Origin of the sequence: Mesorhizobium sp. M0077 (genome assembly GCF_040322955.1) — a bacterium.
In the GTDB taxonomy this organism is placed as follows: domain Bacteria; phylum Pseudomonadota; class Alphaproteobacteria; order Rhizobiales; family Rhizobiaceae; genus Mesorhizobium.
This window is the reverse complement of record NZ_JAMYUL010000017.1, coordinates 24,367-45,615: the sequence shown is the minus strand read 5'-3', so window position 1 is coordinate 45,615 and position 21,249 is coordinate 24,367. Positions and strand designations below refer to the sequence as shown.

General features: G+C 63.6%; 19 protein-coding genes. 7 read left to right on the top strand and 12 right to left on the bottom strand.

Annotation, left to right across the window (positions count from 1 at the left end; translation table 11 throughout):
• Window positions 1–62: 62 nt before the first annotated feature.
• Complete coding sequence (locus NKJ57_RS26210; protein ID WP_027049416.1) at window positions 63–809, bottom strand: SDR family oxidoreductase; 747 nt, start codon at window positions 807–809, stop codon at window positions 63–65.
• 321 nt (window positions 810–1,130) lie between these two features.
• Between NKJ57_RS26210 and zwf the strand changes: the two genes are divergently transcribed.
• From zwf to edd, 3 genes are all read left to right on the top strand, one after another.
• On the top strand, window positions 1,131–2,600 hold the full coding sequence (gene zwf / locus NKJ57_RS26205; protein WP_023669307.1) for a glucose-6-phosphate dehydrogenase: 1,470 nt from the start codon (window positions 1,131–1,133) through the stop codon (window positions 2,598–2,600).
• On the top strand, window positions 2,582–3,298 hold the full coding sequence (gene pgl / locus NKJ57_RS26200) for a 6-phosphogluconolactonase (protein ID WP_352499478.1): 717 nt from the start codon (window positions 2,582–2,584) through the stop codon (window positions 3,296–3,298). The genes zwf and pgl overlap by 19 nt, the downstream gene beginning before the upstream one ends.
• A 64-nt stretch (window positions 3,299–3,362) precedes the next feature.
• Window positions 3,363–5,186, top strand: coding sequence for a phosphogluconate dehydratase (gene edd, locus NKJ57_RS26195; protein WP_352513164.1), 1,824 nt, complete (start codon window positions 3,363–3,365; stop codon window positions 5,184–5,186).
• A 77-nt stretch (window positions 5,187–5,263) separates the two neighbouring features.
• On the opposite strand, the gene NKJ57_RS26190 is transcribed toward edd, so the two are convergent.
• The 4 genes from NKJ57_RS26190 to NKJ57_RS26175 all read right to left on the bottom strand — a co-directional run bounded on the left by NKJ57_RS26190 (window position 5,264) and on the right by NKJ57_RS26175 (window position 11,646).
• On the bottom strand, window positions 5,264–6,928 hold the full coding sequence (locus tag NKJ57_RS26190) for a vWA domain-containing protein (protein WP_352513165.1): 1,665 nt from the start codon (window positions 6,926–6,928) through the stop codon (window positions 5,264–5,266).
• A gap of 149 nt (window positions 6,929–7,077) precedes the next feature.
• Complete coding sequence (locus tag NKJ57_RS26185; protein WP_032888631.1) at window positions 7,078–8,076, bottom strand: GlxA family transcriptional regulator; 999 nt, start codon at window positions 8,074–8,076, stop codon at window positions 7,078–7,080.
• Window positions 8,077–8,093: 17 nt separating this feature from the next.
• Window positions 8,094–8,993: a bifunctional methylenetetrahydrofolate dehydrogenase/methenyltetrahydrofolate cyclohydrolase FolD gene (gene folD, locus NKJ57_RS26180; RefSeq protein ID WP_352513166.1), complete on the bottom strand. Its 900-nt coding sequence runs from the start codon at window positions 8,991–8,993 to the stop codon at window positions 8,094–8,096.
• 355 nt (window positions 8,994–9,348) lie between these two features.
• Entirely contained in the window at window positions 9,349–11,646 is a 2,298-nt protein-coding gene (locus NKJ57_RS26175) for a GumC family protein (protein WP_352513167.1), read from the bottom strand.
• A gap of 198 nt (window positions 11,647–11,844) precedes the next feature.
• Between NKJ57_RS26175 and NKJ57_RS26170 the strand changes: the two genes are divergently transcribed.
• On the top strand, window positions 11,845–13,140 hold the full coding sequence (locus tag NKJ57_RS26170) for a lipopolysaccharide biosynthesis protein (protein ID WP_023681896.1): 1,296 nt from the start codon (window positions 11,845–11,847) through the stop codon (window positions 13,138–13,140).
• Here NKJ57_RS26170 and NKJ57_RS26165 read toward each other — a convergent pair.
• Genes NKJ57_RS26165 through NKJ57_RS26155 form a run of 3 tightly spaced genes read right to left on the bottom strand, consistent with a single transcriptional unit; the run spans window position 13,137 to window position 16,020 of the window.
• Window positions 13,137–14,060 carry a DUF6492 family protein gene (locus NKJ57_RS26165; protein WP_023704513.1) on the bottom strand — a complete coding sequence of 308 codons (924 nt, stop codon included), beginning with the start codon at window positions 14,058–14,060 and terminating at the stop codon, window positions 13,137–13,139. The two genes, NKJ57_RS26170 and NKJ57_RS26165, sit on opposite strands and share 4 nt — an antisense overlap.
• Window positions 14,057–14,851 (bottom strand): WecB/TagA/CpsF family glycosyltransferase, encoded by a 795-nt coding sequence (locus NKJ57_RS26160; RefSeq protein WP_023669298.1) that lies wholly within the window; start codon window positions 14,849–14,851, stop codon window positions 14,057–14,059. Before NKJ57_RS26160 ends, NKJ57_RS26165 begins: the two co-directional genes overlap by 4 nt.
• A complete protein-coding gene (locus NKJ57_RS26155; protein ID WP_352513168.1) occupies window positions 14,848–16,020 on the bottom strand; it encodes a glycosyltransferase in 1,173 nt (390 codons plus the stop codon). The genes NKJ57_RS26160 and NKJ57_RS26155 overlap by 4 nt, the downstream gene beginning before the upstream one ends.
• Before the next feature lie 172 nt (window positions 16,021–16,192).
• On the opposite strand from NKJ57_RS26155, the gene NKJ57_RS26150 reads away from it, so the two are divergent.
• From NKJ57_RS26150 to proC, 3 genes are all read left to right on the top strand, one after another.
• Window positions 16,193–17,191 (top strand): glycosyltransferase family 2 protein, encoded by a 999-nt coding sequence (locus tag NKJ57_RS26150; RefSeq protein ID WP_023692395.1) that lies wholly within the window; start codon window positions 16,193–16,195, stop codon window positions 17,189–17,191.
• On the top strand, window positions 17,160–18,479 hold the full coding sequence (locus tag NKJ57_RS26145; RefSeq protein WP_352513169.1) for an O-antigen ligase family protein: 1,320 nt from the start codon (window positions 17,160–17,162) through the stop codon (window positions 18,477–18,479). The genes NKJ57_RS26150 and NKJ57_RS26145 overlap by 32 nt, the downstream gene beginning before the upstream one ends.
• Window positions 18,480–18,562: 83 nt before the next feature.
• Window positions 18,563–19,378: a pyrroline-5-carboxylate reductase gene (gene proC, locus NKJ57_RS26140; protein WP_023832763.1), complete on the top strand. Its 816-nt coding sequence runs from the start codon at window positions 18,563–18,565 to the stop codon at window positions 19,376–19,378.
• A gap of 22 nt (window positions 19,379–19,400) precedes the next feature.
• Here the strand turns inward: proC and NKJ57_RS26135 are convergent, their stop codons facing one another.
• From NKJ57_RS26135 to NKJ57_RS26120, 4 genes are all read right to left on the bottom strand, one after another.
• Window positions 19,401–20,300: an MBL fold metallo-hydrolase gene (locus tag NKJ57_RS26135; protein ID WP_023740456.1), complete on the bottom strand. Its 900-nt coding sequence runs from the start codon at window positions 20,298–20,300 to the stop codon at window positions 19,401–19,403.
• 269 nt (window positions 20,301–20,569) lie between these two features.
• Window positions 20,570–20,752 (bottom strand): PIN domain-containing protein, encoded by a 183-nt coding sequence (locus tag NKJ57_RS26130; protein ID WP_352513170.1) that lies wholly within the window; start codon window positions 20,750–20,752, stop codon window positions 20,570–20,572.
• Between the two features lie 13 nt (window positions 20,753–20,765).
• Entirely contained in the window at window positions 20,766–20,963 is a 198-nt protein-coding gene (locus NKJ57_RS26125) for a PIN domain-containing protein (protein WP_352513171.1), read from the bottom strand.
• Window positions 20,963–21,205 (bottom strand): type II toxin-antitoxin system VapB family antitoxin, encoded by a 243-nt coding sequence (locus tag NKJ57_RS26120; protein WP_023669292.1) that lies wholly within the window; start codon window positions 21,203–21,205, stop codon window positions 20,963–20,965. Before NKJ57_RS26120 ends, NKJ57_RS26125 begins: the two co-directional genes overlap by 1 nt.
• Between the last annotated feature and the right edge of the window lie 44 nt (window positions 21,206–21,249).

Sequence of the window (21,249 nt, the reverse complement as noted above, 5' to 3'; positions counted from 1 at the left end):
ACTCTTGCCGACGTTGCTCTGTCTGCCGTGCATTGCGAACAGCGAGGTACTTCCCGAATTGCTCAAATGCAGCGGCCGCCGTCGACCTCCAGCGCCACACCGGTGATGAAGGCGGCTTCGTCCGACGCAAGCCAAAGCGCAGCGTTGGCGATATCGAGCGGCGTCGACAGACGGCCGAGCGGTATCGAGGCACGGAATTTCTCGCGGATCTCCGGCGTGTCAGTGCCCATGAATTTCTCCAGCATGCCGGTCTCGCCGGCGACCGGGCAAAGGCAGTTCACGCGGATGTTCTTGGGCGCGAGTTCGACCGCCATCGACTTGGTCGCGGTGATCGCCCAGCCCTTCGAGGCATTGTACCAGGTGAGCCCCGGCCGCGGTCGCAGACCGGCGGTCGAAGCCGTGGTCAGGATGACGCCGCCGCCCTGCCGCTCCATGATCGGCACCACGGCAAGTGCGGCGTGATAGATCGCCTTCATGTTGACTGAAGTGATCAGGTCGAAGGTCGCCTCGTCGACGTCGAGCATGTCGCCATTGCGATGGGTGTAGCCGGCATTGTTGACCATGATATCGATGCGGCCGAAGGCGCTTTTTGCGGCATAGACCATCTCGTCGAATTCGGAACGCTGCGAAACGTCGGTCTGGGTCCAGATCGCGGCCTGGCCGATCTCTGCTGCAACGCGCTCCGCGCCCTTGGCGTTGAGGTCGGCGACGACGACCTTGGCGCCCTCTTCGGCAAAGCGCCTGGCCATGCCTTCGCCGAAACCTGACGCAGCACCCGTGATGACGGCGACCTTGTTTTCCAGACGCATGCTTTTTCCGCTCATTGAAGACCCACCTCGCAAGCGCATTTTCCTTTTTGTTTGATGCGTGTCTGTCTCCCAGAACCGCTTCGCACTTCTGGGCGACACGCATTAGCTTTCGTCACATTCCCGCTTTATGTTGCAGGCGCGAAAGCCCCGGGACCATCGCTTGACGAAAAGCCTCCGGGGAGCAGCCAGTGTCAAGGCACAGTTGGAGCGAATCAATATGCAGTGATTTGGCCTCGATGTGACACCATGGCACTGGATAGTTTAAATCGATTAGATTAAATCCTGCCGCGTCACAGCGAGCGGCGTCAAAGCGGACAGACCATGACCAGCCAGATCATTCCCGTCGAGCCTTTCGACTTCATCATTTTCGGTGGCACCGGCGACCTGTCGGAACGCAAGCTGCTGCCCTCGCTCTACCACCGCCAGCGCGACCACCAGTTTTCCGAGCCGACCCGCATCATCGGCACCTCGCGCTCCAAGATGAGCGACGAGGAATTCCAGGCTTTCGCCAAGCAGGCGATTTCCCAGCATGTTAAGCCGGCCGACATCGACGCCGAGGAACTCAAGACATTTCTTGCCCGGCTGTCCTACGTATCGGCCGACGCGACGACTGGTGCCGGCTTCGACAAGCTGAAAAAGGCGATCGGCGAAAGCGACCGCATCCGCGCTTTCTATCTGGCGGTGGCGCCGGCGCTGTTCGGCGACATCTCGCACCAGCTGAAAGCCCACAATCTCATCACGCCGAATTCACGTATCGTGCTGGAGAAGCCGATCGGCCGCGACCTCGATTCGGCGCGCAAGCTCAACGACGTGGTTGGAGACGACTTCCACGAAAGCCAGATCTTCCGCATCGACCACTATCTCGGAAAGGAGACGGTGCAGAATCTGATGGCGCTGCGCTTTGCCAACGCGCTCTATGAGCCGCTTTGGAATTCTGCCCATATCGACCATGTGCAGATCACGGTGGCCGAGACCGTCGGTCTTGAAGACCGCGTCACCTACTACGACAAGGCCGGCGCGCTGCGCGACATGGTGCAGAACCACATGCTGCAGCTGCTCTGCCTGGTTGCCATGGAGGCGCCATCGTCGATGGATGCCGATGCCGTGCGCGACGAGAAGCTGAAGGTGCTGCGGGCGCTGAAGCGCATCAACGGCAATGAGGCACCCAAGCACACCGTGCGCGGGCAGTACCGCGCCGGCGCCTCTGCAGGCGGCGCGGTGAAAGGCTATGTCGAGGAACTCGGCAAAGACAGCTCCACCGAGACCTTCGTCGCCATCAAGGCCGAGATCGGCAATTGGCGCTGGGCCGGCGTGCCGTTCTATCTCCGGACCGGCAAAAGGCTGGCGACCCGCGTTTCGGAAATCGTCATCGAGTTCAAGCCGATCCCGCATTCGATCTTCGGCGACAGCGCCGGGCCGATCTCAGCCAACCAACTGGTGATCCGGCTGCAGCCCGACGAAGGCGTCAAGCAGTTCATCATGATCAAGGATCCAGGCCCGGGCGGCATGCGGCTGCGCCAGATTCCGCTCGACATGAGCTTTGCAACATCTTTCGACGGCCGCGCGCCGGACGCCTATGAACGGCTGATCATGGATGTTATCCGCGGCAACCAGACGCTGTTCATGCGCCGCGACGAGGTCGAGGCGGCATGGAAGTGGATCGACCCGATCCAGAACGCCTGGGAAAGCGCCAGGCAGGAGGCGCAAGGCTATACGGCCGGCACATGGGGTCCCTCGGCCTCGATTGCGCTGATCGAACGCGACGGGCGGACATGGCACGAAAGCAATTGAGCGAGCCCGTCTATAACTGGAACGGCTTTGCCGGGCGCCAGGATCTAGCGGCAGCCCTTGCCGGCAATGTCGCGGCGCGCCTGACCAAGGCCATCGACGAGCGCGGCACGGCCCTGCTTGCCGTTTCCGGCGGCACCACGCCGGCAAAGTTCTTTGCAGCACTTTCGGCCATTCCGATCGCCTGGAACAAGGTGACGGTGACGCTGGTCGACGAACGGTTCGTGCCGGCCTCCTCGCCGCGCTCGAATGCGGGGCTGGTGGCGGCCAACCTGCTGCAGAACAAGGCGGCTGCCGCGCACTTCGTGCCGCTCTACCATGAGGCGGCAAGCATCGAGACCGCCGCGGCGGCCGACGATGCGGCGCTGAAGGCTCTGCCCTGGCCCCTCGATGTCGTCGTGCTCGGCATGGGCGGCGACGGCCACACCGCCTCGTTCTTTCCCGACGCCGAGAATCTCGGCGATTTGCTCGACCCGGCCTCATCAAGGATCGTGCTGCCGGTTCACGCGGCAAGCGCCGGCGAACCCCGGTTGACGCTGCCGCTGGCGCGGATCGTCGACGCCGGCTTCATCGCGCTGCATATAGAAGGCGAGGACAAGCGCACCGCCTTCGACGGTGCGATGGGACCGGGTGCGAAAAAGCCCATCCGCAAAGTGCTCGAAGCGGCACCCATCCCGGTAGAGGTGTTCTGGGCACCCTGATTTCACGCAAAGTAGTCCCGGCAGACGGTGGAGGACGTTCTTCCGGGGCTCGAAAGGACCGACCATGACAGCCAGACGCGACATCGAAGCCATCACGGAACGCATCCGCCAACGCTCGAAAGCCGGCCGCGAGCGCTATCTCGGCCGCATCGCCGAGGCCTCCAGCCGCACCGCCAACCGCGGCGTCCTGTCTTGCGGCAACCTCGCGCATGGCTTTGCCGTCTGCAGCCCGTCTGAAAAGCTGGCGCTCGGCGCCGACAAGGTGCCGAACCTCGGCATCATCACCTCCTACAATGACATGCTGTCGGCGCATCAGCCGTTCGAGACGTTTCCGGCGCTGATCAAGGATGCCGCGCGCGAAGTCGGCGGCATCGCGCAGGTGGCCGGCGGCGTGCCGGCCATGTGCGATGGCGTGACCCAGGGACAGCCCGGCATGGAGCTCTCGCTGTTTTCGCGCGACGTGATCGCCATGTCCGCGGCGATCGGCCTGTCGCACAACATGTTCGACGCCGCCGTCTATCTCGGCGTCTGCGACAAGATCGTACCGGGGCTTGTGATCGCGGCTCTCACCTTCGGCCATCTGCCGGCGGTGTTCGTGCCGGCCGGGCCGATGACGACGGGCCTGCCCAATGACGAGAAGGCCAAGGTTCGCCAGCTCTATGCCGAGGGCAAGGCCGGACGCGCAGAACTGCTCGAAGCGGAGTCTAAATCCTATCACGGGCCGGGCACCTGCACCTTCTATGGCACCGCCAATTCCAACCAGATGCTGATGGAGATCATGGGCCTGCATACGCCCGGCGCGTCCTTCGTCAATCCAGGCACGCCGCTGCGCGACGCGCTGACGCGCGAGGCGACCAGGCGAGCCCTGGAGATCACCGCGCTCGGCAACGCCTACACGCCGGTCGGCCGCATGATCGACGAGCGCTCTTTCGTCAATGGCGTCGTCGGCCTGCACGCCACCGGCGGCTCTACCAACCACACCATCCATCTCATCGCCATGGCCGCGGCGGCCGGCATCACGCTTACCTGGCAGGACATTTCCGACCTGTCGGAAGCGGTGCCGCTTCTCGCGCGCGTCTATCCGAACGGGCTTGCCGACGTGAACCATTTCCATGCCGCCGGCGGGCTCGGCTTCCTGATCCGCGAATTGCTCGACGAAGGCATCCTGCATGAGGATGTGCAGACGGTATGGGGCGAAGGCCTGAGGCCCTATGCGGTCGAGGCCCGGCTCGGCGAAGATGGCGGCGTCGTGCGTGAAGCCTCGCCGCTGCAGAGCGGCGACGAGAAGGTGCTGGCGCCGTTCAAGAAGGCCTTCCAGCCGACCGGCGGCCTGAAAGTGCTCGCCGGCAATCTCGGCCACGCCGTCATCAAGACGTCCGCCGTGAAGCCGGAACGCCGCGTCATCGAGGCGCCGGCCAAGGTGTTCGACAGCCAGCAGGGACTGAACGAAGCCTTCAAGGCCGGCACGCTGACCGGCGACTTCATCGCCGTCATCCGCTTCCAGGGCCCGAAGGCAAACGGCATGCCGGAACTGCACAAGCTGACCACCGTGCTCGGCATCCTGCAGGATCGTGGCCAGCGCGTCGCGCTGGTCACGGACGGGCGCATGTCTGGCGCTTCCGGCAAGGTGCCGGCGGCGATCCATGTAACGCCGGAAGCGGTCGAGGAAGGGCCGATCGCCAGGATCCATGACGGCGACATCATCCGGCTCGACGCCGATGCCGGCACGCTGGAAGTGCTGGTGCCGGGGCCCGAGCTCGCGCTGCGCCGCACGGCCGACATCGATCTCATCGGCAACGAGTTCGGTTTCGGCCGCGAGCTGTTCGCTGGTTTCCGCCAGTTGGTCGGCCGCGCCGACCACGGCGCCAGTGCTTTCGGCACGGCCTGAGGCATCATTGCCTATTTTGTAAAAAGGGCGGCTCGAGCTCGGTTTGAGGCCGCCCTTTGGTAAGGGATGGATGGCGATTACGGCTGAACCGTAATCTCGCTCCGTTCGCCGGCCTTGACCGTCACCGGCATTTCCTTGTCATGGCCTTGATCGGGCATGTGGCGGAGGACGACATAGTCGCCGGCTGGGATAGTCTGCTGCCAGGTGTCGCCATAGTTCAGGCCGAGCGCCTTGCGGTTGCCCTGGATATCCTTCTTCGACGACAGCACCTCGATCGAATAGGCGCCCGGCGCCGACATCACCAGCACGCCCGCATCCAGCGTCACCTTGACGTCCTGATTGTCGCCAACCTTGACGCTGAAAGGCTGCTCGACGGTTGCGAGCTCAAGCGAGGTGACCGCGACATAGTCGTCCGGCGGCAGCCAGAATTTGCTGTCGGGCCCATAGGAGTGGGCGACATCGTCACGCGAGCCGTCGATCTTTTTCTTGGCCTTGACGATCTGGACGCTGATGCCCGAGGAGTCGGCCTTGTCGCCACCTGCAGTGTAGTAGGCGTTGACGGCGGCATGGCCGACGCCGACGACTATGTCTTTTTCCACAGTCTGCCCGGCGGCGAGCTGGATGTTCTCGGTCACCGAGCCGCTGCCGATCGCAACCGTCACCTTCTGCTCACCAGCCGGCACGATGATCCTGGTGTCGCCATAGTGGGTGGTGCTGCCGCCCGGGAAGGCGAAGTCGACATGGGCTTCGTCACTGATCTCGGCGCCCTGGCTTGGCTTCGGATGGATGAGCATGGTGCCGGCGTTCAAGGTGAAGAGCGGCTTGTAGACCTGGCCCGCCTCGATCTTGACCTTCTGTTCCGCCCGAGCTTCGTCGGCGCGCGCGACGACGACATAGTCGCCCGGCTCGAGATTGGCCTCGTAGTTGTTGTACTGGGTGGTGACGGCCTCGCCGTGCGTGCCATCGGCCTTGGCCTTGTAGACCTCCCAGGCATTGCCGTCGGTGATCGGATCGCCGCCTTCGGCCATGACCACGCTCGGGATGAAATTGAATTCGGGCTTTGCCGGTTCAGGGGCTGGAGCTGGGGCTGGCGCCGGTGCGGGTTCAGGTGCCGGAGCCGGCGCGGCGACGGTTTCGACCAGTGCTTCCTGCAGCGCCTTCTCGTCCGAGGCCTGGATATATTTGCCGCCGGTGTTGTCGGCAAGGCAGGCGATCTGCTTGCCCTCGTCAGCGGTCAGGCCGAAGCCGACGACGTCGACTGTGAAATCGACGCCTGAGGCCTCCAGTTCCTTGCCCAGCGCGCACGGGTCACCTTCGCAGGTTTCAAGCCCATCGGTGATGAGGACCACGGTCGCCTTGTCCTCGGTGTATTTCAGAGCTTCGGCCGCCTGCTTGACGGCTGCGGTCAGCGGCGTCTTGCCGAGGAATTTCAGGCTGTCGGCAGCGGCCGAAATGGCGCTAGCCGAGCCGGCTTGCGGCGGCACGATCAGTTCGATGTCGTCGCAGCTGCCCTTTTCGCGGTGGCCATAGGCCATGAAGCCGATCTCGTCGTCGCCCGGGACCGACTGCAGCACGGTCCTCAGCGATTCGCGCGCGATCTCGAGCTTCGGCTTGCCGTCGATCTGGGCCCACATCGAGCCCGAAGCGTCAAGAATGATGATGACCTTGTTGGCGGCAAAGCCGAGCGAAGTCATCGACAAAAGGAGCAGCGCCGCAGCGACGCTCCGCAAAAGTCCCGCCATGGAAATCTCCTTGAGACCGCCCTCTGATCCGCGCCGGAAGCTATTTGACGGCGCGTCCGGGCACAAGCCCCGGAGCGGGTTACGAACGGTTGCCGTGTAACAGGATCGGCGCCGGCCGAGGCCTGTTCCGAGGCCGGCTCAGCACCGCGTCAGTACGTGGTGCGCCGCTCTTCGGAAGGCGGACGGCCGAACTGCAGCCGATAGCTCTGCGCGAAATAGGAGTGCGAGGTAAAGCCGGTGGCAATGGCCACGTCGAGGATCGGCATGTTGGTCTGGCGCAGCAGTTCGCGCGCCCGCTCAAGCCTGAGCCGCATGTAGTAACGACCGGGCGTGACGCTCAAATGGCGCAGGAACAAGCGCTCGACCTGGCGCACCGACAGGCCCGCCGATTTGGCAAGCTGCACGGCTGATAGCGGCTCGTCGAGATGGTCGGCCATCAGTTCGACGATGCGCCTTAGCTTCTCCGACTTGCCGGTCAGGTCGCGCTCCGGCCCGACGCGCTGGCGGTCGCCGGCGGAGCGGATGCGCTCATGCTGGAACTGGTTGGCAACGCCGTTGGCGAGGTTCGAGCCGAAGTCGCCACGCACGATCTCCAGCATCAGGTCGATCGAGGTGGTGCCGCCGGCGCATGTGTAGCGCTTGCGGTCGATCTCGAAGACGTTGCCGGTGCAATTGATGTCGGGAAAGCGCTCGACGAAGCCGGCGCGGTTTTCCCAATGGATGGTGCAGCGATAGCCTTCGAGCTGACCGGCTTCGGCCAGGAGGTAAGAGCCGACCGACAGCGCGCCGAGCGCATTGCCGCGCCGGCCCCAGCTGCGCAGCGCCGCCAGCACCTTGCTCTTGCCGGGGAACTCGACCGACAGGCCCACCGACACGAACAGGATATCGACCGGTGGCAAATCGGCGACGGCATAGTCGATCTTGAGCGGCAGGCCGTTGGAGGCCATGACGGGATCGCCGTCGGCCGAGACCGTCGTCCAGCCATAGAAATCGCGGCCGAGCAGGCGGTTGGCCGAGCGGAAGGTATCGATCGCCGCTGCCAACGAAAACATCGAAAACTTGTCGACCAGCAGGAACGCGAATTGCCGGCCCCCTTGAACGGGATCATCCACGACCGGCCGTTCAGAGGGTATAGTAAGGTTCGGCAAAGAAGCTGCTTTCTGGGTCAGAAGGAAGGCCGCTTCAAGCCGGCCGCAAGGTAGGCTGAGGCTAACGTATTGGCCATCAGCATGGCAATGGTCATCGGTCCGACACCGCCGGGCACGGGGGTGATGGCGCCGGCGGCCTTGGCCGCTTCGGCATAGGCTACATCGCCGACGAGGCGGGTTTTGCCTTCGCCCTTCTCGGGTGCGGCAATGCGGTTAATCCCGACATCGATCACGGTGGCGCCGGGCTTGACCCAGTCGCCCTTGATCATTTCGGGCCGGCCGATGGCGGCAACCAGAATGTCGGCTGTGCGGGCCAGTGCCGGCAGATCCTTGGTGCGGCTGTGGGCGATGGTGACGGTGCAGTTGGCGGCAAGCAACAGATTTGCCATCGGCTTGCCGACGATGTTGGAGCGGCCGACGACGACCGCGTTGAGGCCGGAAAGATCCTTGCCGCGCACGCGTTCGATCAAAAGCATGGAGCCGGCCGGCGTGCAGGGCACGAAGGCTGTTTCGAGTTCGCCGGTGCCGAGCTTGCCGACATTGATGAAATGAAAGCCGTCGACATCCTTTTGCGGTGCGATGGCCTGGATGATCTTGCCGGCATCGATATGGGCGGGAAGCGGCAGCTGCACCAGAATGCCGTTGATGGCCGGATCGGCGTTGAGTTCGCCGATGATCTTCAGCAGTGCCGCTTCGGACGTGTCGGCCGGCAGCGTGTGCTGCAGCGAATGAAAGCCGCATTCCTTGGCGGTGCGCGACTTCGACGCGACATAGACCTGGCTTGCCGGATCCTCGCCGACGATGACCACCGCTAAGCCGGGCTGGGCCTTTCCCTTGGCGACCAGGTCCTCGGTCAAGGCCTTGACCTTCTGAACCACGTCTGCGGCGACGATCTTTCCGTCAATCACTTCGGCCATGAACCATCCTCGACATCATTCCAGCCAAGGCGCGGCGCGCGCCTTGAACGTTGCTTCGTGCATGTCGTTGTTCCAAACGTTCCGCCCATTCGGGTAAAGCCCGACGGCAGCGCTTTTTGGGCGCCATGCTGCGCGGCATTGTCACGAAATTTGGCCTAAGCAATCCCGTCAAAGCGCCGTCACATGCCGTAAACTCGAAACCGGCAGCTTTTATTCTGTGCTGACGGGCTCTGAGCGACTCATCCTTTCACGGAAAGGCTGAACCGCTCTATTTCTTGTTTTGACGCAATTCCCAAGGGAAAGCGCGCTACGCGCTTTTCCCGGGAAAACCGTTTCACACTTTTCCTGGAATTGCTCAGAAATAGCGGCGGTGCGAACGGCTTTCGGTGAGTTCGCGCACCGCTTCGCGAAATTCGCGCAGGCTGGCGCGGATATCGTCGATTTGCGCCTGCTGGTCTTCCGGCGCCGCCCCAGCGGGCTGCAGAGAAGACCACGGCCCGGACGCCGCGGGCATCGGCTGAGCCTGCGAATAGGCATAGTCAGCCGGCTGACGAGGCTGCGCGTAGCCAGGCTGCTGCGCAGGGGAATTGGCGTGCGGAACCTCGTTCCGGAAGTCCGGCTGGCGATAGCCCACAGGCTCCTGCACCGGCCTTGTATATTCGGCGGCTGGTTGGGCGCGGTAGGTCTCGACGGGTTCGCCTGACGTCCCGCTACCCGGCGCGGCTTTGCGCATCGCCGAGAACAGTCCGTCGAACAGACCTGGGCTCCGGGCGGGAGCGGCCGCGGTCGGCAACACCGGAGGTGCTGCCGGTGGCGGCGCCACAGGCAGCGGCGCACGATAGACCTTGTCCTCGACCGGAGGGCGGCGCTCGTCCATTGTGCCGCGCGAACGCGAATTGGCACCGCCGTGCAGGCTGGCAAAGGCGCCGCGCATGGCGCCGACACCGATGCCCGAAGCAAGCCCGAGCAGCAGGCCGGCCATCGCTATTACAGCCCGCGACGGTCCGTTGGGTTCGAGCGGCGGTTGCGCGGGGGTCATCAGATTGATGTTGGTGGTGTTGATGTTTTGCTGTTCGCCGGTCTCCTTGGCGCGCAGAAGGTACTGTTCGTAGACGGAGCGTTTGGCCGTGGCATCACGCTCCAGTTCGCGCAGGCTGACCAGATCGCTGTTGACGTCGCCGCTCTGGACCTTTGCCTGAGCCAGGCGGGAAGCGAGATCCTGCTCAAGCTGGACCGAGCGCTTCAAGTCGACCTGCAGCGACGAGGCGATGCGGCGCAGTTCGCCTGCGATGCGCTCGCGCGAGCCGCCGAGCTGGGCGTTGAGCGCCTGGTATTCGGGATGACGCGGTCCCAGACGCACGGCGGCGCGGTCGGCCTCCTGCTTCAAAGCTGCATATTGCGCGCGCAGTTCGCTCATCGTGTTGGAATTGATTTCTTCCGGCAAGGTGCCGTTGATGACCGAATTGACGTCCAGCGAACGCGCCGACGCGGCCCGGGCATTGAGTTCCAGCGTACGGGCCCGGGTGACTGAGAGCTGCTCGTTGAGCTTCAGCATCTGGTCGTCGCTGATCAGATGGCCCTGCGCGTCGACGAGATCATGCGTGGCCCTGAAATCCTCGACCTTGCGCTCCGCTGTCTCGACATTCTTGCGCAGGTCATCGAGCTTGGCCGTCAGCTGGTCCGTCGCGCGCCCGGCCATCCCGAACTGGTATTGGGCCGCCTCCTGCTGGAAAACGTCCCTGGTCCTATTGGCTATCTCCGCCGATTTGTCGGCGCTTTGAGTGGTGGCGCTGATGGAAACGACAAAGCTCTTGCCGCTGCGCTCAACCGACAGGCTCTTGGCCAGATTGCCGACCGCCAGCGCCTGGCGGCGCACTTCACCGCCGCCGCCAGGGCCATCCTGGCGCGACAGTATCGAGCGAATGAGCGACAGGACGCCAAGGCCGCCAGAGCCCTGTCCGTTGAATTCCGGATCGTCGACGAGATTGAGATCGGCCACGACCTTGTCGAGGACCTTGCCGGATGTCACCATCTTGATGCGGGTTTCGACAACAGCCAGCGCCGCATCGGGCTGCCCGACCGGTTGGGTGAGATCGTTGTCGGAAAGCTTCAGGTCGCCTGGCTCGATGACCATCTGTGTGGTGGCTTCGTATTTCTTCGGTGTCGAAACGGCGACGGCGACGCCGAGCACCGTCCCCAATATCGTCGTCGAGACGATCAGCAACTTGGAACGACTAATGCCGCGGACGACCTGGAGCGGATCGATCAGCGGTTTCCATTCCTGCCCGTCATCGTCGTCGCGGTCCGGTCGCTGCTCGTGGAAAGAGCGGGGCTCATAGGCCGCGCGGGAGCGAGGCTCCTGACGCCGGCCGGAAACAGGCTCCTCACGCGCGCTGGCGGCCGAAACGGGTTCGCCGTCGGCCTGGAACTGCGGCGGCTCGGGCGGTGACGTTGGCGCCGGATTCGACCGCGCCTCGCGTTGCGATCGGGCTATGCGGTGACGCGTGGCGGCATCCTCGCGCCATGACGGATCCACCCGGTCACCGATCGAGACCGCCGACGCATCCGCCGCCTCATCGCCGCGCACAGCTTTGCCGAGCGCCAGGAGGGAGCGCTCGCGCCTCCAGTCTTCACGGTTTTCCCTGTCGACCATTGTCTCGAAACTTTACCTTCGACGGCGCGGGAGCGGCGGTCGGCCAATCGTTAAGTCACGCTAAACAGGCATGGGAAACAAAAGGTTAATTTCCGAAGTCTGCAAGTGAAAGTTTCTCGCTTCGCCACGCATTGCCGGGATCTGTAAAATGGGGTCAGAACCGCACGTTAAGCTTTCCGGCTTACGGCTTTCCTCGATATGACGCAGGCCAGCGACATACCGCAAAGGCGGACACTCGCCCGCATCGGCACCTTCCTTGCCGAAAGACGGGGGCTGGTTCGCGACTATCTTTCAGCCATCAGCGGCGCCGGCGGGCGGCTGGTGTTCTCGCTTGCCTATTTCATCGCACTTGCCAACACGCTGTCGATTGCCGAGTTCGGCATGTTCGCCACCGCCTCGGCGGCCGGCGTCATGCTGTCGCGCATCCTCGCTTTCGGCTTCATCTCGGCGCTTTACCGCACAGCCACCATCCGCCCCAATCTGATCGGCACCTTCACCGCCGGCTTCCTTTTGCTTGGCGCCGTGTCCTTACCACTGCTGGCGGCGGCCTCCTGGGGCGTCTACCTGATCTTCTTCGCCAGCACCGTGCCTCTGGCCGTCTTTGCCGCAATCGTCTTTGCCGAAGCGCTTTTGTGGCGGCCGGTCGAGGTGGTGCTGATCGTCAACAACGGGCTCGGCAAATTCGGCCGCGCCGCGGTGCTGTCGATCGTGACCACGGCGTTCCGTGCGCTGGGCGCCGTGCTGTTCATGCTGTCGGGGCAGCACAGCGTCTGGATCTGGTCATTGTTCTACATCGGCGCCAACGCCGCCTCGCTGCTGCTGGCCTTCGGCTTCTATTATCCACGCCAGCGGCTGAGGCTGCGCACCGAGCTGTATCTCAGGCGGCTTGCCGATTCGATCTATGTTGCCGGCGCCGAAGTGCTGTTCTACCTGCAGTCGGAATTCGACAAGCTGCTCGTCCTGGCGATCGGCGGGCCGCATCTGGCCGGCATCTATGCCATCATCATGCGGCTGGTCGACCTGACGGCAATACCGATCCGCACCTTCTCGATGATGCTGGTGCAGAAGATGATGCGGTCGCCGGAGCTGTTGTCGCGACTGCGGGTCAAGAGCGGTATCGAAGCCGGCGTGTTCCTGGTATCGACATTGGCGCTGGCCGCACTCGGCATCGTGCTGCATTTCTTCCCCAATGCACTTGGCCGGAATGTCGCCGAGGCGGCGCCCTTGGTGGCATTGGCAATCGGCGTGCCGGGACTGCGCAACCTGGTCGAATACCAGGCCGAGCTGCTGTTCGCGCGCGGCCAGACCGCGCTCAGGGCGCTCAACCTCGGCCTGCTGGCGGGGCTGAAGGCGGTGCTGTTGACCTATGTGCTGACCACGATTGCCGACACGCCCAGGCTTGTCGTATCGCTCAATGTCGTCTTCCTGCTGCTCTATCTCGCCTCGGCGCTGCTGACCTATTCGGCGCTGCGCAAGCCCGCCAAGGCAATCTAAGCCAATCCGATCAGGCGGCGGATGCGGCCGATATCGGTGCCGATGAAGGATTGCATGCCGATCGCCACCTGCCCCGGTGCCATAGCGGCGACGAAGCTGCGGAATTCGTCATCCGACAGCGCCTCCCCGGTCCAATGCACGCGGCAGAATTCCTCCGAGCCGTGGAAATGGCCGGCGCCCCCCAGCACATCGTCGACATAGCGGCCATAGATCATGCATTCGGAGAACCGGCGCACTGAAGCGATGACCTCGACCCAGCCGCGCGCGTGCACCTTCTCGATCTCGGCGCACATCGCCGTCACGGTCTGACGGCGCCAGGCGATCAGCGTCGAAATATAGTCGTGGTTCGAAACCTCGGATGCATCGATACCAATCGCCGAGGCCGCATTGCGCGACCAGATGCGATGCTCGTCGTGACCGTCGCTCGACAGCACGCCGTCGCGCCGGAACAGCCGCACCTTGCCGTCGCGCCAGAAGGCGCTCAGATCGAATGGCTTGAGGAAGGCGACGTCGGAATCGCAGAAGACCAGCACGTCTTCTCCAGCATGCGCAGCGATGGCGATGCGGCGCAGCTGCTGCACATGCCAGCCGCGCAGCGGCTGGGTCTTGAAACTGAGCCAGATGCGACGGCGAAAGAGGCTCATCGGATCGTCGAACACACGCAGCCAGCGCGGCAGCAGGTCGCGCTCGTCGACAACGCTGCGGCGGTCGTTTTCCAACTGGCGAAACAGCGCCACGTCGCGGTGCTCGACCAGAATGTAATGATGCGCCACGCCGGAGACATGGCGGTCGAGGGTCTCGCACAACAGGCGGCAGCGTTCGAAATCCGGCGCATAGCTGGCGGTCACCACCGCCGCCGTCGGCGTTTGCGGCAGGGCACCGGTCTCGGCTGCAGGGCTCGGCACGACGCGGCTGTTCACCGCAACTCTCCGGCGGGCTCGGGCCGACGCGAGAATTTCTGCCTGACGACACGCAGCAGGAACACCGGATTGCCGACGACGTAGCGGCGCCACAGCCGGCCGGGCTCGATGCACAGACGGAACAACCATTCGAGCCTCAGCTGGCGCATCCACAGAGGCGCCCGCGGCACCGTGCCGGAGAGAAAATCGAGCAGCGCGCCGACGGCGATCGGCAGCGTGCAGTGGCGGGCATCGATATGACGGGCGATCCACAATTCCTGGCGCGGCACGCCCATGGCCACAAGCAGCACGTCGGGCCGCAATGCCTCGATGCGATCGACGATCGCCTGCTCTTCGGCGGGGGAGAAATAGCCGTCATGGATGACGACGAATTCGTGCTGCACCGCCAGAGCGGCTAGCCTGACCGACGCCGCCTCGGCGTTGGCGCGGGTGGCGCCAAGCAACCCGACGGTCAGCGGCCTCGCCGATGCCTGCAGAAAGGCCGGAATGAGATCAGTGCCGTTGAGATTGTCCGGGAACGGCGCGCCGTAGAGCAGCTTTGCCGCCAGATCGACGCCAACGCCGTCAGGCAGGATGAGGAAATCGTCGAGCGCCTCGGCAAAGACCGGATCGGTAGAGGCGATGTTGGCGTTGTGAGCGTTGAGAAAACTGACCTTGGTGAAGCGCCGCTCGGCAATCAGACGAGCGAGCAGCGCGATCGCGTCATCCCAGCCGATGGCAAGGACCGAAATGCCAAGGATCGTCTTCAGCGTATCGAGCCCGAAGGCGGCGCGGGCGGTGTGCATGTTCATGCAAACACCTCCTCCCCCACCGACCCGAGCTTTTCCAGGCCGAGCCTGATGGCGGCATCCAGTGCCTTGATCTGCCGGCGGTGAAAGGCGCTGCCATCGACATCCTTGACATCGGCCGCCGCTGCCTCCAGCGCGCCGGCGAAGGCGGCCGGATCGTCGGTGACGAAGCAATTTGCCGGGCGATGATCGATGCCGCGCAGCGAACAGCTGGTGGCGACCGACGGCAGGCCGAGCTCGAAGGTTTCGATGGTCTTGAGCTGAACGCCGCTGCCCGCGGTGCTGATCAGTGGAATGACGGCGGCGCCGCGCACGAAATTCTGGGCGTCGGACACGCGGCCGACAAATTCGACACCGGGATGGGCAGAGGTGATATCCGACGGCATGTTGCCGGCGACCCTGATGCGAAAGCTCCGGCGAAGATGCGGCACGACTTTTTCCAGGAACCAGTCGAGGCCGATGCGGTTCGGCTGCCAGGTCCAAGTGCCGATCAGCGCCGCGTCGCAATCGATGCGGCGCGGCTTGACCGGCTTTGGCGCCGTGGCTGTGGTCACCAGCGGCAGCACCGCCGAGCGGTCGTCGCTGGCAACGCCGAGTGCGGCGCGGTCTTCCTCGGCCAGCGTGAAGACGAAGCGAGCCCGGCGGCAGAGCCGCTCCTCCATGGTCTTGAGCAGCCTGGCCTCGCGGGCAAACAGCAGGCGCTGGAAGCGACTGTTTGCTGCTGCCGCATTCTCTTTGGCCGAACCATGTTCGACATTGTGGGCGACGAAAATCGAGGGACGGTCGGCGAACAGTTTTTCAAAGGCGCCGGCGAACTGCACCGAATTCAGGACATAGCCGTCGAAGGGACCGGCGCGCTCGATCGCGGCACGGACTTCGCTGTCGGAAACCGCGCGCAGCTTCACGGAAGCGAAGGTGAGCCCTGACAGCACCGCCTTGCCAAGCCAGGCGAGCTTCTGCCGCGCCGAGGCGCTTTCCGTGCGCACGTCGACGGCGCCGAGCACGATGGTGTTTTCGGGGTCGCTGGGCGCCTTGCCCGGCCAGATGAAGCCGATGACGGTGACGCGCACGCCGGCGCGCCGCAAGGCGGCGATGATCGCAGCATTGGCGATCTCATAGCCCGAAGCGAGAGCGCCGTCGGGCACGATCGATGTGGCGAACAGCAGATGCATCTCACCTATCCAGGCGTCAGCCACTAGCAAAGCTGGGTGAACCCTTGATTAAATCACGCAACGCAACGGCTGAAAGGCGCGGACCGGCAGGCGCCGCTGCGAAAGGTGATTAACGAAACGTTATCGTCGCGGTGTTATCGAAAGCCAGATTCAAAACATGCGGCTGGAGCGGATGATCCCTTTGCCATCGGACGGTTCGGTATCGATTGCGGGACGCTCTCCGGGGCTCGCCGCAGAGACGATGGAAGCCGTCGTCACGCTGCCGACCTTCAAGCGGCCGCAACTGCTGCTCGAAACGCTGGCGTCGCTCAAGGCACAGCAAACCAGCCGGCGCTTCGCCGTCATCGTCATCGAAAACGAGGCCGAGGCGCGTGAGGGCGCCCAGGCGGCCGTGCCGCTGTTCGAACGCGACGATATGAAGGGCATGGTCATCATCGCGCATGAGCGGGGCAATTGCAGTGCCTACAATGCTGGCTGGCAGACGGCGATCCTGCATTTTCCGGATTTCCGCCACCTGCTGGTCATCGACGATGACGAGATCGCCGACGCGGACTGGCTGGAGCGCATGTGCAGGACGGCGGAGACGCTTGGCGCCGACATTGTCGGTGGCCCGCAGGTGCCGGTGTTTACCGATCCTGCTCACGCCAAATGGGCCGAGCACCCGGTGTTTGCGCCGCCCTATCGCCAGACCGGGCGCGTGGCCGCACTCTATTCCTCTGGCAACCTTCTGGTCGGGCGCAATGTGCTCACCATCATGGGGCCACCCTTCCTCGACCTGCGGTTCAACTTCATGGGCGGCGGCGATTCCGACTTCCTCAGCCGCTCGGCGCAGAAAGGTTTCGTGCTTGGCTGGTGCGCCGAGGCAAAGGTGCGCGAAGGCGTTCCAGCCCGGCGCGTCGAGGCTGACTGGATCCGCGCCCGATCCTTACGCAACGGTGTAATCTCGACGCTGGTCGAAAAGAAGAAGCGCGCCGGCACGCCATTCGCCGGCGCCAAGGTGTTTGCAAAAAGCCTGGCGCTGCTGATAGCCTCGCCCGTGCGCGGCGCAATCAAATTGGCGCGGACAGGATCGCTGTCGACGGCGCTTTACCCCGTCTATGTCTCGCTCGGCCGCGTGCTTGCCGAATTCGGATACGCCAATGAGCAATACAGGCAGCCTGAGAAGAACTGACGAGCTGCTGCTGGGCGGCATCGTCACCCGCAACAGTGTGGCGACGGCGATTGCCGCGCTGTTGTTTGCCGTCGTCATCGTGTCGTTCCGGCCGTTTCAGCCGGCAGGCGCGGAACTGACCGGCGACGGCGGCGACATCGTCAACCAGCTCGGCTTCAGTTCGCTCGGCGCCATTTCGACCTTCTCACTGCTGACGTTCGCCGACCCCAAGATGGTGCGCTCGCTGCTCAGCCCGTCCTGGATCCTGATGCTCGGCTTTTTCATGCTTTCGGTCATCAACGCGACCGACCCGTCCTCGGCCATGCGCGCGGCCTTCTTCACGCTGCTTGGCGTTCTGACGATAGCGACGGTCCTGGTGCTGCCGCGCGACGCCGACAGTTTTTCGAAAGTCATCATATTCTGCGCGATCGTCGTTATCGGCCTGTCCTATATCGGCCTCATCGTCTTTCCGCATGAGGCCCTGCATACGGCCGATTCGCAGGAGCCCGAACATGCCGGCCTGTGGCGTGGTGTGTTCGCCCACAAGAACATTGCCGGACCAATCATGGCCTGCTTCAGCTTCGCCGGCCTCTATCTCTTCCGGCGCGGCCAGAAGTTCTGGGGCGTGGCGATCTTCGGCGCGGCGATGATCTTCATGCTGCACACCGGCTCCAAGACGACGGCCGGCCTGGTGCCGTTCTCGATCCTGATCGTCGTGCTGCCGGGCCTGATCGGCATGCGGTTCGGCACGCCGATCCTGTTTGCACTGGCGATCATTGCGACGGCCATCGGTACCTTAGGCATCGTCTTCATCCCCCCGGTGAAAGAGCTGGCGGCCACCTATTTCCCCGACCTCACCTATACCGGACGCACGACGCTGTGGGAGTTCTCCGGCGAGATGCTGGCGAAGAAGCCCTGGACCGGCTACGGCTATGAAAGTTTCTGGGGCACGCCGCTGCTGCTCAGTCAGGACCAGCCCTTCGACCGGGCCTGGGACATCCGGACCATCGTGCATGGCCATGACGGCTATCTCGACATTGCGGTGCTGATGGGCATCCCGGCGCTGTGCGTTGCCGTCTACACTTTCGTGATCGCGCCGCTGCGCGACTACATGCGCATCCCGCCGCGCAAGGAGAACATCTATCTCGGTGACTTCTTCATGATGGTGGTGCTGTTCACGGCGCTGAACGCGTTCCTGGAAAGCTTCTTCTTCCATCGCGGCGACCCGGTGTGGCTGTTCTTCGTGCTCGGCGTGCTTGGCTTGCGGCAAGTGTCGCTGCGGCCGATCGCGGTGCGCCGGCGACCTTGACCGGCTGGCCTGAGCACCCCTTGAGGGGCTTTCCCGTCTGCCCGCTAGCGTCTAAGGAGAACCCTTGTCTCGGAGGGCTCTCAATGACGATCAGGCTTGTTCTCGCCGGTTGCGGCAATATGGGTTACGCCATGCTTGCGGGCTGGCTGAAATCCGGCAAGCTTGCCCCGCAAGCCGTGTTCGTGGTCGAGCCCAATGCCGAATTGCGCAAGCGCGCCGAGCACCTCGGTTGCAGTGTCGCCGCGGACGCGAACGGGATCCCCGCCGACGCAGAGCCCGACCTCGTCGTCATCGCCGTCAAGCCGCAGGTGATCCGCGACGTCGCCGCCGCCTACAAGCGCTTCGGCGACGGCAGGACCACCTTCGTCAGCATCGCCGCGGGCACGCCGGTCGCCACCTTCGAGCACATACTCGGCCATCTCGCGCCTGTTATCCGCTGCATGCCCAACACGCCGGCCGCGATCGGCAAGGGCATGATGGTGGTCTATTCCAACCCGCTGGTGACCGACGACATCAGGCGTTTCGTTGCCGAGCTGCTGTCGGCGAGCGGTGTGGTGACGACGATCGACGACGAAGGCCTGATGGACGCGGTGACGGCGGTTTCGGGGTCCGGTCCGGCCTACATCTTCCATTTCATCGAGGCGCTTACGGTTGCAGCCGAGAAGGCCGGGCTGCCGGTCGAGACCGCCAGGCTGCTGGCCATGCAGACCGTCTATGGCGCTGCTGCACTCGCTGCCGAAAGCGGCGAGAAGCCCGGCGTCCTGCGCCAGCAGGTGACCAGCCCCAACGGAACCACGGCAGCCGCCCTTGCCGTGCTGATGGGCGAAGACCGGCTGACGAAGCTGCTGACCGAGGCGGTGGAAGCCGCGCGGCTGCGGTCGGTGGAATTGGGGAAGTAGCCGAGGCGCTCGCGGGGCCGTATCAGCCCCACTTCATCTCACCCTTGGCGACCTTTGCGCCCAGTTCCAGGGACGAGACGTCAAGAAGATCGGGATAGCGCCGCTTCATCGCTGCAATCAGCTCGACGCTGGATTTCGCTTTTTCGGCTTCCTTATTGAAAGCTTCGAGGTAGGCGCGGGTGAATTCCACGGCCGCCAGACCGTCCGGTGCACCGGCTACCTGATGGGACGGCACCACGATGTTTGGTTTGCGGGACGCGATTTCGTTGAGCGCGGCAATCCATTTCTTGCGGTCGTCTACGGTTGGCTCGTCGGCAACCCAGACATGTACGCCGGACGAGATCAGCACGCCGCCGAACACCGCTTCAAGGCTGGGCACCCAGAGATACCGCCGGTCTTTCAGATCGGCGACGGTGACGATCTCGATCTTGTTTCCTTCGATTTCAAGTGAGGTGATATCGGAAGCCTCGGGAATGACGACATCCGCCAGGACCTTCGGTCCATTGTCCTTGAGCTGTGGGCTCCAGACATCCAGCTTGGCTTGCACATTGGCTTTGATGGCCGCAACCGTTGCGCCGGCCGCGATGATCTTGGCGCCGGGGAAAGCATCCGCGACGGGACGGAGGCCAAAATAATAGTCAGGGTCGCTGCAACTGACATAGATCGTCGTCAGGGTCTTGCCCGTCGCCTTGATCGCATCCGCGACCGCACGGCCATCGGACAGGGTAAATCCGCCGTCGAGGAGGATGGCTTCTTTTTCCCCGGTCAGCAGCACCGGCGTGCGGCGGAAACCATTCTCGTCAGCCTGAAAATGGGTCCATTCCAGCTTGGCGGCGGCCTTGGCTGCAAAAGCCAGAGGCTGAAGCATGGCAACCATGCCCGTTGCCAGAAGGGTTTTCATCGTCTCGCGTCTTGTCCAAATGGTTTGCAAGATTTCAATCCTCAATGGGGGTTCAACTGATCGAGATTGGCATCTCGGCATGGTTTGAAAAACCCGGATCAAAAAGACAGACTGTATGAATGGATCACACAATGGCAGCCGATGGTCTGCGTCGTCAGCACGAGCGCAATGATCAGGCGTGTTGCGCGACCAGGTCAACAGCCCATGGCGCGAGCGCGGCAGCATTTGGCCTGCTGGGCGGGAGCGGCTGACGAAGCTGCTGGCCGAATCGTGGAACTGGGGGAGTAGGATCAGGCCAGATCGGTGTGGGAAAAGTCTTTCCCTTTGTAGAGTAAGGGCATCCCACAGCTTTTTGCCGAGGCATATGACAGGCAGTCAGCGAGATTGAGCTGAGCCGGGTGGCCGCGACGTTTGCCATAGTTCGAAAAAGCCTGGATCGCGAGCTTGGCATCACCGATTTCGATCGGAACCACCTCGATCTCGGCCTCACGCTAGGAAGTCCTCTATCGCCTTTTCGGCGAAGAGCGGCTCCACCACCAACTTCGATGAAAGCCGCATCGCCGCTTCGAGCACGACCAGCGGAGATGTTATCCGTATCGAGGCCTGCCCGATCCGGCGGCTCCAATCGGCGGCGTCTTCCTCTCCGGCGAGGACAGCGATCACCACCGAGGTGTCGATGAACATCAGGAATGTCCCCACATCTCGTCGATCTCATCCTTAGTCAAATCCCTGCCGCCGCTTCCCGCCTTGGCCTTCAGATCGTTCGATATGGCGGCCAGCCGCTCAGCCAGCGGAACTCGTTCACGTTCGCGCTGAAGCTCGGATTCGAGCGCCTCGATCACCGCCTCGGTCATTGAAATCTTTCGCTTTTCGGCAAGCTGCCGGGCGAGGTCACGGGCGCGCGGGTCTCTGATCTGGAGATTCATCCTGAGCCTCCGTTCGGTGCCACTACAACATAGGGAGTTGTCAT

Bases quoted from the DNA above. Each gene is read 5' to 3' on its own strand.
- folD (WP_352513166.1), bottom strand. From the start codon at position 8,993: ATGGCCGAAGTGATTGACGGAAAGATCGTCGCCGCAGACGTGGTTCAG.
- NKJ57_RS26175 (WP_352513167.1), bottom strand. From the start codon at position 11,646: ATGGTCGACAGGGAAAACCGTGAAGACTGGAGGCGCGAGCGCTCCCTC.
- NKJ57_RS26125 (WP_352513171.1), bottom strand. From the start codon at position 20,963: ATGTTCATCGACACCTCGGTGGTGATCGCTGTCCTCGCCGGAGAGGAA.
- NKJ57_RS26145 (WP_352513169.1), top strand. From the start codon at position 17,160: ATGAGCAATACAGGCAGCCTGAGAAGAACTGACGAGCTGCTGCTGGGC.
- zwf (WP_023669307.1), top strand. From the start codon at position 1,131: ATGACCAGCCAGATCATTCCCGTCGAGCCTTTCGACTTCATCATTTTC.
- NKJ57_RS26190 (WP_352513165.1), bottom strand. From the start codon at position 6,928: ATGGCGGGACTTTTGCGGAGCGTCGCTGCGGCGCTGCTCCTTTTGTCG.
- NKJ57_RS26170 (WP_023681896.1), top strand. From the start codon at position 11,845: ATGACGCAGGCCAGCGACATACCGCAAAGGCGGACACTCGCCCGCATC.
- proC (WP_023832763.1), top strand. From the start codon at position 18,563: ATGACGATCAGGCTTGTTCTCGCCGGTTGCGGCAATATGGGTTACGCC.
- NKJ57_RS26120 (WP_023669292.1), bottom strand. From the start codon at position 21,205: ATGAATCTCCAGATCAGAGACCCGCGCGCCCGTGACCTCGCCCGGCAG.
- NKJ57_RS26155 (WP_352513168.1), bottom strand. From the start codon at position 16,020: ATGCATCTGCTGTTCGCCACATCGATCGTGCCCGACGGCGCTCTCGCT.
- NKJ57_RS26210 (WP_027049416.1), bottom strand. From the start codon at position 809: ATGCGTCTGGAAAACAAGGTCGCCGTCATCACGGGTGCTGCGTCAGGT.
- NKJ57_RS26150 (WP_023692395.1), top strand. From the start codon at position 16,193: ATGATCCCTTTGCCATCGGACGGTTCGGTATCGATTGCGGGACGCTCT.
- edd (WP_352513164.1), top strand. From the start codon at position 3,363: ATGACAGCCAGACGCGACATCGAAGCCATCACGGAACGCATCCGCCAA.
- pgl (WP_352499478.1), top strand. From the start codon at position 2,582: ATGGCACGAAAGCAATTGAGCGAGCCCGTCTATAACTGGAACGGCTTT.
- NKJ57_RS26160 (WP_023669298.1), bottom strand. From the start codon at position 14,851: ATGAACATGCACACCGCCCGCGCCGCCTTCGGGCTCGATACGCTGAAG.